A 13,662-nucleotide genomic window follows, 5' to 3' on the forward strand; every position below is an offset into this window, starting at 1 on the left:
TCAGGATTCCATCTGACTGCTCAGATACTCACCAGTTCGACGGTAATGATCGATCAAATGTCGTGTTGCGCTTTCTGCATCGCGATCCAGTGCAGCGTCCAGTATTTCCTGATGCTCTGCGTTGATATCGCGCTTTTTGTAACTCGACCCACCAGCCGCCAGATAACGATAGCGGATGTTCAGGTCATAAAGCTGCGAGCAATACCGCAACAGTAAAGGAAGCCTCGCATTGTCCAGCAAGGCCATGTGAAACGCCTTGTGTGCGTCTTCAAAGTCGTGTGCCCCTTTTTGGCCCGCCTTCTTCATGTGGTGGTGCCGCAAAACGAGCCTATCTTCCCAGGCTGAGCTTGCATTGGCGATGGACGTGCGCAACGCAGTTTCTTCAAGATTGCATCGCAACATAAGGATTTCCTCGAAGTTGCACTTGCTTACTGGTGCCGCCTTGAAACCGCGCTGGTCAATTCGTTCCACCAACATATCCGATGTCAATAGGCTTAGTGCTTCGCGAACCGGGCTTGCGCCGGTGTCCAGCAGCCCGCGGAGCTGTTCGATCTTGAGTTTTTGACCAGGCGGCAGCTCGCCAGTCAGGATCATTTCGCGCAGCTTTCGATACGCACCATGAGTGGCGGATGTCTCTTTGACCTCGGTATCAAGCATGGCATCCATTTCTGGCATTCCCTTCTTGGTGACGCAATCTCTTGGGAGCTCTTAGCTGAGCGCTCTCGTTCCAGTCGATAGTCCGATTGAGATGTTCAGCGAGCCCTCGTTTATCAGCCATCGCCGAAGTACAAAGCTGCGTGCCCCGCTTTTGTGCATCGGGTCATCTTCTGCCAGCTTTCGGGCGGCTTCGAGACTGTCGGCCCTATAGATAATGAGGCCAATCCCCTGCATGTGCTCGCCGGTTTCATCCGACATGGGGCCTGCAAAAGCCAGCTGCCCCGAATGTTCAAGCTGCGCCTGATACGCCAAGTGATCTGGCAGTGACGCCTTTACATCTTCGGGCGCTTTGGCTGGCGCGCTCAGCGCAACGTAAAGCTCCAAAGCAAGCGCACCGCGGCTTTTTGCTTCTGATTTGTAGTCTGCCCAAGCAACCAATTTCCGTCTCCAAAAATATCGATATTATTTGACTTATGGCAAAATAGTCGGCAAAAATCAAGCAAGCTAACATGGAAGGTGACAATGAAATACCTGGTGGGAGAGACTTCGGAAGGCACAGCGGTTTTTGCCGTGAACGGTGAAAACGCAGTGAATCTAACGGCTTTGGACCCTGCCGTCGGTTCCGACTTGATGGGTTTGATCGGCAAGCCTGGTCTGGCCGACTCGCTAGCTGGAAAAATCACCTCGGCAGATAGTGTCCCGCTATCTTCAGTCACACCGGCGTTGCCCGTGGCGTCACCCGGCACGATCATTTGCATGGGGTTGAACTATACGGATCACATCAAAGAGGGCGGCTACGACATCCCTGAATATCCAACGCTGTTCATGCGCGGGAAGAACTCGATCATGGCGGCAGGGCAGCCTATGGTACGACCTGCGTGTTCGGAAAAACTCGACTACGAAGCCGAACTTATGCTGATCGTTGGAAAACGCGGCCGCCATATCTCGGAGCAGGACGCGTTGGACCATGTTTTTGGTTACACTGTGTTCAATGACGGGTCGCTACGAGACTATCAGCGCAAAACCGTTCAATGGACGCCCGGTAAAAACTTTGATGACACGGGTGCTATCGGGCCGCTTACCGTGACACCAGACGAGCTGCCTGAAGGGGCATCCGGCCTTAAAATCGAAAGCCGTGTGGGTGACGAAATCCTTCAAAGCTCGAACACTGCCAACATGATTTGGGGCGTTCGTCAGGTCATTGCGACGATTTCCGAGTACACCACTCTCGAACCGGGAGACCTTATTGCGCTGGGAACCCCGCCGGGTGTTGGGCATGCCAAGAAACCAAATCCTCGTTGGCTAAAGCCGGGCGAAACCGTCGAAGTCGAGATTGAAGGCATCGGCGTCTGCGCCAGCCCGATCATCGACGAAAAAGATGCCAAATCAAAGGTGGCCGCAGCATGAGCGCACCAACCGGAGCAGACCTGGAGGCACTTCGCGCCAAGGCACAGCAAGATCATCGTGATCTGCGCGAGCGCATTCCGCGTTTGTCGGACGATGCAATTGCCCTGATCCTGCGTGAGTCCAGGTCCCACTATGCGTGGACCGACCAGCCAGTTTCTGACGATCTGCTTGAAGAGATTCATGACATCACGATCAACGGCGCGACCAGTATGAACACGCTGCCTGCCCGCTTCGTTTTTGTTAAAAGTGCCGAAGGAAAAGAGCGCCTCGCCAAGTCGTTGAAGCCGAAGAACGTGCCAAAAATGATGGATGCGCCGGTCACGGCGATCATTGCCTATGACATGGAATTCTGGAAGGAATTGCCTTTTCTTTTTCCGCACGAAGACCGACGGCCACTGTTCGACGGCAATCCCGAATATGTAGCCGATACAGCCTTTCGCAATGGAACACTCCAGGGCGCCTACTTCATGATCGCCGCCCGAGCGGTCGGGTTGGATGTCGGTGCGATGTCAGGCTTTTCGAACAAGATCGTCAACGAGGAGTTCTTCGCGGGAACGACGCTGCAGTCGAACTTTTTGTGCAATCTGGGCTACGCAGATGAAACAGGGTTGTTTCACAAGCTGCCTCGCTTCCCATTCGAAAAGGTTTGCTCGTATGCATGAGGAGGTGACGCTGTGGCTATGAAAGTGAAACCCGTCGTGACTTACCGCACGACAGCTCAGTGCCCGACTCATACGCGGACTGAGATACCAATTCGCGATCTTGATGTTGTTGTCGATGAACCCGTCGAACGCGGCGGGACAAATCTTGGTCCGTCTCCAACCGAAACCGCAATGGCAGCCCTGATCGCTTGTACGAATGTCATCGGGCACAAGAACGCACATCGGTTGGGAGTTGACCTCGGCACTGTGACAATCGACGCGAAATGCAGGTTGGATCGGCGCGGTGTCCTAATGGAAGAGGAGATCGATGTTCCGTTTCCGGAAATTGAACTCACCGTGAATTGTGAAACGTCCGCAAGTCAGGAGGAGTTGACACGGGTGGGTGAGGAAACGGCCAAATATTGCGCCATTGCAAAATTGTTCGAAACGGCAGGCACTGACCTGACCGTCAACTGGGTCAAAACAAACAGCTAAAAGTCAAAGGACCCGACTTTCTGGGAGGAGAGAAATGAAAAACTGGACCAAACGCAGCCTTGTTGCGGCTGCTGTGGTAAGCGTCATGGCGATGCCGGTTATGGCGGAAGAGACCATTTCAGCCGTTGTGATTGATGGGTACCCAGATCGGGCCTTGTGGGTGAAGGAATTCACCAACTTCTTCATTCCAGAAGTAGACAAGCGGCTGGCTGAGTCCGGTAACTACAAGATGAACTGGCAAGAGAACTACGGCGGCTCGATCGTCAAGCCGAAGGGTGTTTTGGAAGGTGTCCAACTTGGCCTTGGCGATATTGGGATCGTTACAACGATTTTCCATTCTTCAAAGCTTCCCAGTCAGGGTATTTCGGGTTCGACACCCTTTGTGGCATCTGATTCCCGTGCCGTGGCCAAAGCAGTGGATGAAATCGCGCGTGAGTTTCCGGCAATGCAAAATGAATTTGCTGCGCAGAACCAGGTTTACCTGGCAACAGGCGTCGTGCTCGATACCTATCAGGTTTTCTGTACAGAACCGGTGTCGGCTGTTTCTGACCTGGAAGGCCGAAAAGTGGCCGGAGCTGGACTCAACCTCCGGTATCTTGAAGGCATCAAGGACGCAGCTGGGGTACGTGGTGGCCTAACCGATTTCTACAATATGCTTCAAACCGGCCTGGTTGATTGCGCGATGCTTTGGCCCGAGGCTGCCAAGACATTCAAGATCGCCGAAGTGGCACCTTACATGCTCAAAGCTGACTTGGGTGCCGTAAACTCCAAGACGATCACTGTGAATTCTGACTATTGGGCAAAACTGCCGGACGAAGTCAAAGACGTTCTTAAGGCCGTCGCCATTGACTACCGTGATCATGTGGCTGGTATCGCTATGGACCGCGCCGCAGCCTCAAGAGATGCATATACCGAGGCCGGCGGAACGATTGTTGAGGTTTCGGACGAAGAACGAGCGGCTTGGGCCAACGCAATGCCAAACGTTGCGCAGGAATGGGCCGCCACGTTGAATGAGAATGGAGAACAAGGCGACGCGATATTGGCCGCTTACCTCGGCAAGCTGCAGAACGCCGGTTTCACCGGAGTACGTGACTGGACGGCTGAATAACCGACTGGCGATCCACGAAAGGGGCCTTTTATGCTGAAGACCGCAGTTTCTGGCCTGTCGCGGGTCGCCAGTTCGCTCGCAATTGCCGCCAACGCATTGGGTACGCTTGTCGTCCTCGCGTTGGTGGTCATTCTGAATGTCGACGTCATTGCGCGCGGTCTGTTTTCAGCTCCTTTGCGCGGGACCTACGAAATGGTCCAGTTTTCGGTCGTGATGATCGTGTTCCTGCAACTGGCCGACGTGGTCAGAGTGGATCGATTGACGCGCTCAGATGGGTTCCTGAACCTGCTGCACCATCGCCGCCCTGGTCTGACGGCCAGCCTGAGGCGCATCATCAATGCCATATCGGCAATCTTTATGGCTTTGATTGCGTATGTAACTTTTCCAGAATTTCTTCATATGTGGGAGACACGGGATTATTTCGGAGTACCCGGTCTTTTCACATTACCCTGGTGGCCAGTCAAATTGGTCATCGCGTGCGGTACTGCGCTTGCCTGCGTGATCTTCCTGCTCAAGGTCGTCACGGCGCAGGACCGCCCGCAGCTTATTCGCACCCCCGAGCATGACGAGGCCGCAGAATGACCCCGATCGAGATTGGCCTGATCTCGGTCATCGCCATCGTTTTCCTGATTTACGCAGGCGTTTACATTCCGATTGCGCTGGGCGTGGTCTCGTTCGTGTCGATCTGGCTGATGCGGGACAACTTCACGCTTGCGCTCAACCTGTTGAAAGTGGCGGTTGGCGACAGCGCGATGGAATATAGTTTTGCGACCATCCCGTTGTTTACCTTTATGGGACTTATCGTCTCAAAGGCCGGGTTAGGCAGGGATATCTACGAAGTTATGACCATGCGGTTTCGCAGGGTTAAAGGCGGTATTGGAATGGCAACTGTCGGAGCCAACGCCGTCTTTGCCGCCGTTACCGGTTCGTCAATTGCATCTGCATCCGTATTTACCAAAGTCTCGGTCCCGCAAATGATGGCACAGGCTTATAACCCGCGCTTTGCAGTTGGGGTCGTGGCCGGGTCTTCGGTCTTGGGGATGATCATCCCGCCGTCGGCAATGCTGATCATCTATTCCTTCGTCGCCGAACAATCCGTTGGAGACATGTTCCTGGCGGGGGTCATTCCGGGGATTATGCTGGCAATCGCTTATGTCGGCGCGATTTGGGTCATGGGGCGCTTCACTCCAGCTTTCGTCGGTGGCCGTGTTGTTGAAGACACTGAGTGGATGACAGGGCCCGAGATCGCCTCCAAGACACTGCCAACACTGTTTATCATCACGGTTGTGCTAGGTGGTATCTATACAGGCTGGCTGACGGCGGTCGAGGCAGGGTCCGCAGGAGCCTTTGTTGCGCTGGTCATTGCTGTTGCCCGCAAGTCGATGTCACCACGCGCGTTCTGGGACGCTTTGTTGGAAACCGGACATATCACAGCGGCGATCTTATTCCTGATCACTGCGGCGTCGATCTATAGTCGCATGCTGGGATTGGCCGGGCTGCCCAATCAATTGCAGGACCTGCTTGCGGGGAATTCCGCGTCATTCTGGTCGATCATGCTGCTTTATGTATTGCTGATGCTTTTCCTTGGAACACTTCTGGACACAGCATCGATCATTCTAATCGTTGTCCCGCTGTTTCTGCCCATGGCCGAAGCTTTGGATCTGTCGCTGATCTGGTTCGGAATCATCACCGTTGTCGGCGCTGAAATCGGACTTTTGACCCCGCCGCTAGGGATATCCTGCTTTGTCATAAAATCCACGATCAACGATGACCGCATATCGCTAAAGGACGTCTTCATGGGCGCACTGCCCTTTGCGTTCGTTATGCTGATCGTTCTGTTCATTCTGATCGAGTTCCCGATCCTCAGCCTTGCCCTGATTTAAGGAGGCCAAGATGCGCTCTGTTACCTCAGACAATATCACCGACGTTTTCATGGGTTACTTGTCCACGGATACCGATCCAAGGATGCGTGAAATCATGGGGTCTCTGGTCAAACATCTTCACGATTTTGCTCGTGAGACCAATCTGACACATGACGAATGGCGCGCAGGAATAGCGTTTCTTGAGGGGTGCGCCGCCGTAGAAACCGAAGACAGGCATGAGTTTGTTCTGGCCTCGGATGTGCTGGGCCTGTCGTCTTTGGTGGATATGCTGCATTCCAGCCCTGACGCGACTAGTTCCTCCGTGCTGGGTCCATTCCATGTCTCTGGCGCACCTCCGCTGCCGATCGGTGGCGATATGAAACGTCACTATGGAGGGCCGGTTTTGCTGGCTGAAGGCGTGATCCGGGATACGAAGGGCAATCCGATTGCGGGTGCTGAGCTCGACATTTGGCAAACCGCGCCAAACGGGCTTTACGCCAGTCAGGATGAGGAACAGGACACCTATTCTTTTCATGGCTTGATGACGGTCGGCTCAGATGGCCGCTATGCTTTCACCACCGTCAAGCCCGTGGAATACACTGTACCATCTGACGGGCCGGTCGGGGATATCCTGCGCGCTTGCGGCCGCCATCCCTGGCGACCGTCGCACTTGCATTACATCATCAAGGCTGCGGGTTTTCGCTCTTTGGTGACAGAAATATTTCCCGACGATGATCCTTATCTGGATGAAGACACGGTGTTTGGCGTGCGCGACGATCTGGTGATGACATATGTCGAACGCCCAGCTTCTGAATTTCCTGATGGCATGGAGCTTTCTGGTAAGATCACTGAACCTTTCTTACATGTGAATTTCGACGTGACGCTTGCCAAGGACTGATTGATAGATAGGAGGCTTGAAGTGCTGAAACGTATCTTAATTTTGGGAGCTGCGCTGTTTTGCAGTCCCGCCGTCGCACAAGAGCGCCCGATCTTCGACGCGCACATTCATTATAGCCACGACGCCGTCAAACTGGTGCCGCCAGAACAGGTGGCGAAAATCCTTCGGGATGCGGGCGTGAGGAAAGCGCTGGTTTCCAGCTCAGACGACAATGGCACGCAGCTGTTGTTGACGGCGGCACCGGACATCATCGTTCCAGCGTTGCGCCCGTATCGTCGTCGCGGCGAAATCAACACTTGGATGCACGATGAAACTGTAATCGACTATCTGGAAGAAAACCTGGCCAAAAACGACTACGAAGCCATCGGCGAGTTTCACGCTTACGGCGACGATATCAAAACGCCGGTCGTCCAGCGTATGATTGCACTGGCCAAAGAGCGGAACCTCATTCTACACCACCACGGCGATCGAGCGGCAGTTGACCTGATCTTTGAGACTTGGCCAGAGGCGCGGGTTTTGTGGGCGCATTCTGGCTTTGATCACCCAGCCAGCGTGTCTGACGCCTTGGATTCCTATCCCAGGCTTTGGGCGGACTTGGCTTTTCGTTCGGATATGGTTTCACGCGGCCGTTTAGACCCGGAGTGGAAGGCCGCGTTCGAGGCGCATCCCGAACGGTTCATGGTTGGTACGGACACATTTGCGCCGGAACGTTGGTACTATGTCGGCCCTCACGCAGATTTTTCGCGTGAATGGCTAGATCTTCTGCCGGTTCGAATCGCAGACAACATCGCGTATGCTAACGCTGAACGTTTGCTGGGGTCAGAATGATCCGCTGGGTTGTCTCGCTTCTTGCTTTACCCGGCGCAGCAGTTGCTTGTGACGCTGAGGGGCAACGCATGGACTCGCAAACCCCAAATGCACCCGAGGTTTATGTGGATGTCCGCGAAATTCCATTGGCCCAACCATTTTCCATTCTGATTTCAGTCTGCACTGAAGCCACGGTCCATGAGGTTCGGGTTGATGCAATCATGCCCGCTCACCAGCACGGATTGAACTACTTACCCGAAGTTTCGGCATTGGACGAAGGAATGTTCCGGGTCGATGATTTACTATTCCACATGCCGGGTCAGTGGAAGCTGCAAGCTGACGTTGATTTCAGTAGGCGATCGGTTTCCTATACGTCAGAGATTACGCTAAAATGAAGCTCTGGGCTGCAGCAGCGCTTATGACGCTTCCGGTTGCTGTGAACTCAGAAGTTTTGTTGTCCGAAAATGAAATACAGCAAACGCTTTCCTTCGGGCCGTGGCCACCAACATACCAGCCAGACCCCAGCAATCGCGTTTCAAGTGACTCAAGAGCTATTACGCTCGGCGCGGCTTTGTTCAACTATCCGGGGTTGTCGGTAGATGGCGCTTTTTCTTGCGCGAGTTGTCATGATCCCGAACAGGCATTTACAACGTCCGAGGCGCGGGCGCTCGGCCGTGTCCCGTTGAATCGGAACACCCCATCCCTGAGAAACCTTGCGGGGCTGCGCTGGTACGGTTGGGGCGGCAAGAGCGACAATCTTTGGGCTGCCAGTCTGCATCCGATCATCGAAGAACAAGAGATGGCTCATAGCAACGAAAGCCTAAAGACGGCAATTTCTGAGAGTTCTTATGTTGCTGATTTTGAGTCTATTTTTGGCAATATCCGAAATCAAGACCCGGAGTTGGTTCTGGTCAACACTGCCAAGTCTCTATCAGCCTACTTGGAGACGCTCAGAACCGAGCGGACACAATTTGACAGTTTCCGCGATGCGTTGGAACGCGGAGACCTGTTGGCGGCTGCGACCTATCCCGAAGCTGCTCAGAGAGGTCTAAAGCTCTTTCTGGGGCGCGGAAAATGTGCTTTTTGCCACAATGGCCCGGCATTTTCCAACAATGAATTTCATGACGCCGGTGTGCCATATTTCCTAAGCGAAACCGAAGTCGACGAAGGACGGTTCGGAGGGTTGAACTTCCTATTCTCGAGCGCCTACACACTGGACGGGGAATGGAACGACGATTCCGCCAAGATAGGTTCATGGGCGGTTCGCAGTGTGCGTAGGCGTCATTCTGATTTTGGAACCTTTCGTACGCCAAGCCTGCGGGGTGTGGCCGAAACTCCGCCCTACATGCACGACGGCAGTCTGATCGACTTGGATGCGGTGGTCCGGCACTACAGCGAGCTTGATACCGAAAGGCTGCATGCCGACGGTGAGGCCATACTTTCAGAACTGAGCTTGTCTGAGCAGGAGATTGCTGATCTCGTTGTATTTTTGGAGACTTTGTCCTACGTTACATGGCCTTGAGATACTCCAATTCAGCCTGAGTGCCGCCTGAGTTATGCGGCACGCCGCATTTGGCTGACCCCATCTCCACGTCAGAGAGTGTGGCCATAAAGCAAGGTCGTTGAAGTCGTCCAATTGAACTATGCGGAATACCTTGTTGGTTACTTTGGTTGGGCCATTCCCGAGTAAAAATACCGTACGGACTAAACAACTCGGAACGCTGGCCTTGCCTACTGGTCTTTACCACGGAATCCGATTGTCGGCTTTGGGCTCGATGCAGACATCTGATTGGTTTGGTCGAATAACTGCTTTGCATTGTGACCAGTCTGTGAAAACTTAATGGATACGAGTCTGCAAATTCTTGTCGGCAAGGGAGTCGCCCATCAGAGCGCCAACATCATCCGTGCCTTCCAATGCGACAACAACGTGCAACGCCTAACCCTAAACAGATACCAAGCAACAAATAGAGGGAGGCAAATAGGGTGGATAGAAAAGGTCGCACTTACCCTATCATACTGAAAAAATGACTATTTTTCAGGACTTATGGTGCCCAGGAGAGGACTCGAACCTCCACGTCCATACGGACACTAGCACCTGAAGCTAGCGCGTCTACCAATTCCGCCACCTGGGCAGGTGTCGTGGAGGGGCGTTTAAGCCTACTGGCGGTGGGCGTCAACCAGATTCGGGAAGTTTTTTGAAAGTTTTTTGACGGACGCCGAGGGTCTGCGGAACAGGGCGCGGATATCCTGAATGCGCGGCGTTATTGCGCCTTGTTTGCTTGGGCTTTGAGGGGTAGATCGTGTATGACCCATCAGCAGGAGCCCTCGCATGTCCAAACTGGTCACGATTTTTGGCGGATCCGGATTTGTTGGCCGATACGTCGCCCGGCGTATGGCAGGTGAAGGGTGGCGCGTCCGCGTGGCCGTGCGGCGCCCGAATGAGGCCATGTTCGTCAAGACTTATGGTGTAGTGGGGCAGGTCGAGCCCATTTTGTGCAATATCCGCGATGACGCCTCGGTTGCTCTGGCGATGCAAGGCGCTGACGCCGTGGTCAACTGCGTGGGTGTGCTGAACGAGCTGGGCAGGAATGAGTTTGACGCAGTGCAGGCCGAAGGCGCCGAGCGTATTGCACGGCTGGCAGCGCAGCAGGGGATTGAGCAGATGGTGCATGTCTCTGCGATTGGCGCGGATGCGGCATCAGACAGCCAGTATTCGCGGACCAAGGCGCAGGGCGAAGCTGGGGTTCTGGAGCATATGCCGGGCGCGGTAATCCTGCGCCCTTCGGTCATATTCGGGACCGAAGATCAGTTCTTCAACCGCTTTGCCGGTATGACCCGGATAAGCCCGTTCCTGCCTTTGGTGGGTGCTGAGACAAAGTTCCAACCTGTTTTCGTGGACGACGTGGCCCAGGCCGCTGTGAAAGGTGTTCTGGGGCAGGCTCCGGCTGGCGTTTACGAACTGGGCGGACCAGAGGTAAAGACTTTCCGCGCGTTGATGCAGCAGATGCTCGACGTGATTCACCGTCGCCGGGTCATCATTGGAATGCCTTTCTGGGTGGCGCGGATCATGGCCGGAGTTCTGGATATCGTGAAATTCGTGAGCTTCCAGCTTTTCCCCAATAACATCCTGACTCGTGATCAGCTTAAGAACCTGCGGCGCGACAATGTTGTGTCAGAAGGTGCGATGGGATTTGCCGACCTGGGGATTGAGCCATCGACTTTGGAATCGGTGTTGCCAGAATACCTGTGGAAGTTCCGCCCCTCGGGTCAGTATGACGACATTCAAAACTCGGCGAAGAACCTGAAGATCTGATCAGCTATAGGCGATGATCAGTAATGCCGCGCCCAGAATGACCCGGTAGATCACGTAGGGTGTGAAGCTGACGCTTCGCAACAGGCGCATCATAAGGGTCAAGGCCAGCAGCGCCGCAATGAAGGAAAAGAGGGCAGCGATAGCCCCGTCAATGGCCAGTTGCGCATCTGCCTCGCGGATTACGTCGACCGACAACAAGATCCCCGAGGCCAGAATTGTCGGGATCGACATCAGCATGGCGATCCGGGCACCGTCCTCTCTGGTATAGCCCAAATGCCGCGCGCCCGTGATGGTGATCCCTGACCGCGACGTGCCGGGTATGAGCGCCAATGCTTGCCAAAGGCCCATGATAGCCGCATCCTTGATGCCCCAGTCGCCGGCCTTTTTCGTCTGCGGCCCCTTCTGATCCATCCAATAAAGCAACAGACCAAATCCCAGCATCGTCCATCCGATTACGGTCATTGAGCGCAGCGATTGGCTGAGACCGGTCTTGAACAGGATTGCACCGACGATGATTGTGGGAATCGTCGCGATGATAAGACCCATGGCCAGACGCGCCTCGGCAGAATCGATACGCCCCGTCAGGGCGCGCGGCAGGCCGGAGACCGCCTTCTTGACCTCGGACCAAAAATATAAAACCACAGCACCCAAGGTGCCGACATGGACCGCGACGTCTATGGCAAGACCCTGATCATCTAAACCCGTCAGGCTGGGCAAAAGGATCAGATGACCAGAAGATGAGATCGGCAGGAATTCAGTGATACCCTGAATTATTGCCGTGAGAATCAATTGAAAAAGGCTCATTGAATTGCCCGTGCCACCGTCACATTTTTATTATGCTCACTGGGTATAAGTGTGATGCGGAAAAGAAAAGAACACAATTAGGTCCGAATCGGAACTAAAAAGGTGAAGTTTTTTCACTCGGATGCCTCCTGCCGACAAAAATTTTCTAAATAGGTCAGCACAATTGACTTTTCATCCGATCCTGTATCTCTTAAAGAAGCTCGACCAAGCCAATTCATGGAGTCTGACCCGTGGCCAAGCAACCGATGCTGAAATTTGTGCAAGTCGATCGCGCCATGCCCGAAAAGCGCGCCGCAGACACGCGCAAGGAAGACTTTGACGAAATCTATGCCGAGTTTGCGTCGGCCAAGGCCGAAGAACAAGCCAGCCGCTGCAGCCAGTGTGGTGTGCCTTATTGTCAGTCGCATTGTCCACTGCACAACAACATCCCCGACTGGCTGCGCCTAACCGCGACGGGCCGTTTGGAAGAGGCGTATCAGACCAGTCAGGCCACCAACACCTTCCCCGAGATTTGTGGCCGCATCTGCCCGCAAGACCGTTTGTGCGAAGGCAATTGCGTGATCGAACAGTCGGGCCACGGTACCGTGACCATTGGCACGATCGAGAAATACATCACCGACACAGCGTGGGACAAAGGCTGGGTCAAGCCTGTTGCACCGGGTGCGGAGCGTAGCGAAAGCGTGGGTATCATCGGCGCGGGTCCGGGCGGACTGGCGGCGGCGGATATGCTGCGGCGTGCGGGTATTCAGGTGACGGTTTATGATCGTTACGACCGTGCAGGTGGTCTGCTGATGTACGGCATTCCCGGCTTTAAGCTGGAAAAAGACATCGTACAGCGCCGCAACGATCTGCTGGCCGATGGTGGCGTGACGTTTGAGCTGAATTGCGACGTCGATGCCGCAAAGTTCGAAGAAATTCGTAGTCAGCACGACGCGGTGATCATCGCCACTGGCGTTTACAAATCGCGCGACCTGTCCATGCCGGGCAGTGGTCTGGGTGGCATCGAAAAAGCCATCGACTTCCTGACCGCCTCGAACCGCAAAAGCTTTGGTGACGATGTCGAAGATTTCGACAATGGTCGCCTGAACGCCGCTGGTAAAAAGGTCGTCGTGATCGGCGGCGGGGATACCGCGATGGATTGCGTGCGCACCTCGATCCGTCAGGGTGCGACCTCGGTCAAATGTCTGTATCGCCGCGACCGCGCTAACATGCCCGGCTCACAGCGTGAAACCCAAAACGCCGAAGAAGAAGGCGTGGTCTTTGAATGGCTCAGCGCGCCCAAGGGCTTTGCCGGCGACGACAAGGTTACCGGCGTCATGGTGCAAAAGATGCGTCTGGGCCAGCCCGACGCTACAGGACGTCAGGCCCCCGAGGTGATCGAAGGCGCGGATTATGTCGAAGACGCCGATCTGGTGATCAAGGCGCTGGGTTTTGAACCCGAAGACCTGCCCACCCTGTTCGGCCAGCCCGACCTGCCCGTGACCCGCTGGGGCACCGTCAAGGCCGCCTTCCAGACCGGTGAGACCGAGATGGATGGCGTGTATGCCATCGGTGACATCGTGCGCGGGGCCTCGTTGGTCGTGTGGGCGATCCGGGATGGGCGCGATTGCGCCGATGCGATCCTCGACCGGTTCAACGCGCGCGCTGCGGTCGCAGCCGAGTAGCCCAGC

General features: G+C 54.9%; 15 protein-coding genes and 1 tRNA gene. 12 read left to right on the top strand and 4 right to left on the bottom strand.

The genetic code is table 11. The annotated features are described in order from the left end of the window. Window positions 1–666 (bottom strand): GntR family transcriptional regulator, encoded by a 666-nt coding sequence (locus tag RUESEDTHA_RS07730; RefSeq protein ID WP_180885822.1) that lies wholly within the window; start codon window positions 664–666, stop codon window positions 1–3. Window positions 667–708: 42 nt separating this feature from the next. Continuing rightward, window positions 709–1,095, bottom strand: coding sequence for a YciI family protein (locus RUESEDTHA_RS07735; RefSeq protein WP_180885824.1), 387 nt, complete (start codon window positions 1,093–1,095; stop codon window positions 709–711). A gap of 84 nt (window positions 1,096–1,179) precedes the next feature. Between RUESEDTHA_RS07735 and RUESEDTHA_RS07740 the strand changes: the two genes are divergently transcribed. From RUESEDTHA_RS07740 to RUESEDTHA_RS07785, 10 genes are all read left to right on the top strand, one after another. Further along, window positions 1,180–2,064, top strand: a complete 885-nt coding sequence (locus RUESEDTHA_RS07740) for a fumarylacetoacetate hydrolase family protein (protein WP_180885826.1) — start codon at window positions 1,180–1,182, stop codon at window positions 2,062–2,064. Continuing rightward, window positions 2,061–2,726, top strand: a complete 666-nt coding sequence (locus RUESEDTHA_RS07745; protein WP_180885828.1) for a malonic semialdehyde reductase — start codon at window positions 2,061–2,063, stop codon at window positions 2,724–2,726. Before RUESEDTHA_RS07740 ends, RUESEDTHA_RS07745 begins: the two co-directional genes overlap by 4 nt. Window positions 2,727–2,744: 18 nt before the next feature. After that, on the top strand, window positions 2,745–3,200 hold the full coding sequence (locus tag RUESEDTHA_RS07750; RefSeq protein WP_180885830.1) for an OsmC family protein: 456 nt from the start codon (window positions 2,745–2,747) through the stop codon (window positions 3,198–3,200). Between the two features lie 34 nt (window positions 3,201–3,234). Continuing rightward, window positions 3,235–4,308 (top strand): C4-dicarboxylate TRAP transporter substrate-binding protein, encoded by a 1,074-nt coding sequence (locus tag RUESEDTHA_RS07755; RefSeq protein ID WP_180885832.1) that lies wholly within the window; start codon window positions 3,235–3,237, stop codon window positions 4,306–4,308. Between the two features lie 30 nt (window positions 4,309–4,338). After that, entirely contained in the window at window positions 4,339–4,890 is a 552-nt protein-coding gene (locus tag RUESEDTHA_RS07760) for a TRAP transporter small permease subunit (RefSeq protein ID WP_180885834.1), read from the top strand. Further along, window positions 4,887–6,191, top strand: a complete 1,305-nt coding sequence (locus RUESEDTHA_RS07765) for a TRAP transporter large permease (RefSeq protein WP_180885836.1) — start codon at window positions 4,887–4,889, stop codon at window positions 6,189–6,191. Before RUESEDTHA_RS07760 ends, RUESEDTHA_RS07765 begins: the two co-directional genes overlap by 4 nt. Before the next feature lie 10 nt (window positions 6,192–6,201). Then, the gene (locus RUESEDTHA_RS07770) at window positions 6,202–7,068 is read left to right on the top strand and encodes a dioxygenase (protein WP_180885838.1); all 867 of its coding nucleotides are present in this window, start codon (window positions 6,202–6,204) and stop codon (window positions 7,066–7,068) included. A gap of 21 nt (window positions 7,069–7,089) precedes the next feature. Further along, entirely contained in the window at window positions 7,090–7,896 is an 807-nt protein-coding gene (locus tag RUESEDTHA_RS07775) for an amidohydrolase (protein ID WP_180885840.1), read from the top strand. Window positions 7,897–7,964: 68 nt separating this feature from the next. After that, a complete protein-coding gene (locus RUESEDTHA_RS07780) occupies window positions 7,965–8,270 on the top strand; it encodes a hypothetical protein (protein ID WP_180885841.1) in 306 nt (101 codons plus the stop codon). A gap of 23 nt (window positions 8,271–8,293) precedes the next feature. Beyond that, the gene (locus RUESEDTHA_RS07785) at window positions 8,294–9,397 is read left to right on the top strand and encodes a cytochrome-c peroxidase (RefSeq protein WP_255431656.1); all 1,104 of its coding nucleotides are present in this window, start codon (window positions 8,294–8,296) and stop codon (window positions 9,395–9,397) included. A 523-nt stretch (window positions 9,398–9,920) separates the two neighbouring features. Here the strand turns inward: RUESEDTHA_RS07785 and RUESEDTHA_RS07790 are convergent. Then, a tRNA-Leu gene (locus tag RUESEDTHA_RS07790) sits at window positions 9,921–10,007 on the bottom strand. Between the two features lie 197 nt (window positions 10,008–10,204). Here RUESEDTHA_RS07790 and RUESEDTHA_RS07795 point away from each other — a divergent pair. Then, window positions 10,205–11,188, top strand: coding sequence for a complex I NDUFA9 subunit family protein (locus RUESEDTHA_RS07795; RefSeq protein WP_180885845.1), 984 nt, complete (start codon window positions 10,205–10,207; stop codon window positions 11,186–11,188). Here the strand turns inward: RUESEDTHA_RS07795 and RUESEDTHA_RS07800 are convergent, their stop codons facing one another. Further along, a complete protein-coding gene (locus RUESEDTHA_RS07800) occupies window positions 11,189–11,992 on the bottom strand; it encodes an undecaprenyl-diphosphate phosphatase (protein WP_180885848.1) in 804 nt (267 codons plus the stop codon). Between the two features lie 230 nt (window positions 11,993–12,222). Between RUESEDTHA_RS07800 and RUESEDTHA_RS07805 the strand changes: the two genes are divergently transcribed. After that, on the top strand, window positions 12,223–13,656 hold the full coding sequence (locus RUESEDTHA_RS07805) for an NAD(P)-dependent oxidoreductase (RefSeq protein WP_180885850.1): 1,434 nt from the start codon (window positions 12,223–12,225) through the stop codon (window positions 13,654–13,656). The last annotated feature ends 6 nt before the right edge of the window (window positions 13,657–13,662 follow it).

It is taken from the genome of Ruegeria sp. THAF57 (genome assembly GCF_903914075.1).
GTDB lineage: Bacteria > Pseudomonadota > Alphaproteobacteria > Rhodobacterales > Rhodobacteraceae > Ruegeria.